The sequence below is a fragment of the Gillisia marina genome (assembly GCF_000258765.1).
GTDB lineage: Bacteria > Bacteroidota > Bacteroidia > Flavobacteriales > Flavobacteriaceae > Gillisia > Gillisia marina.
Map to the genome: position 1 here is coordinate 1 of NZ_AJLT01000081.1, position 499 is coordinate 499.

The 499-nt window shown below is 38.1% G+C and carries 1 protein-coding gene; it reads left to right on the forward strand.

The window, feature by feature from the left end:
* Window positions 1-97: 97 nt before the first annotated feature.
* The gene (locus tag ON07_RS13480) at window positions 98-391 is read left to right on the forward strand and encodes a GIY-YIG nuclease family protein (RefSeq protein ID WP_010232498.1); all 294 of its coding nucleotides are present in this window, start codon (window positions 98-100) and stop codon (window positions 389-391) included.
* Window positions 392-499 lie beyond the last annotated feature (108 nt).

Genomic DNA, 499 nt, shown 5'->3' on the forward strand with positions numbered 1-499 from the left:
TACCGAGGCGAAGCTGAGGAAAAAAAAAGTATCGAGAACAAGACAATGTTAAAAATTACTTATACAGCCGAAGAAGAAAAAACTGTATATTAATTAAATGAAAAACAGCTACGTCTATATCCTGAAATGTTCTGACAACACTTTCTACACAGGTGTCACTTTCAACCTCAATAAGCGTCTGTTTGAACATCAATCTTCCAAATATCCTGACAGTTACACTTCCCAAAGGCTACCGGTTGCTCTAGTGTATTACGCAGAGTTCAGAGATATTAACTACGCCATAGCCATAGAAAAACAAGTAAAAAACTGGTCTCGTGCAAAAAAGGAAGCCCTTATTGCAGGTGAGTTTAGTGAACTCCCTAATTTGGCAAAGAAGAATTTTTCAAAGTAAATTTCTTCAAACCTTCCCTTAGTCGTTCTCGATACAAATTTCAAAACCGTCAGTTCGAGTGTTTTTACCGAGGCGGAAGCTGAGGGGAGAAATGTATCGAGAACAGGT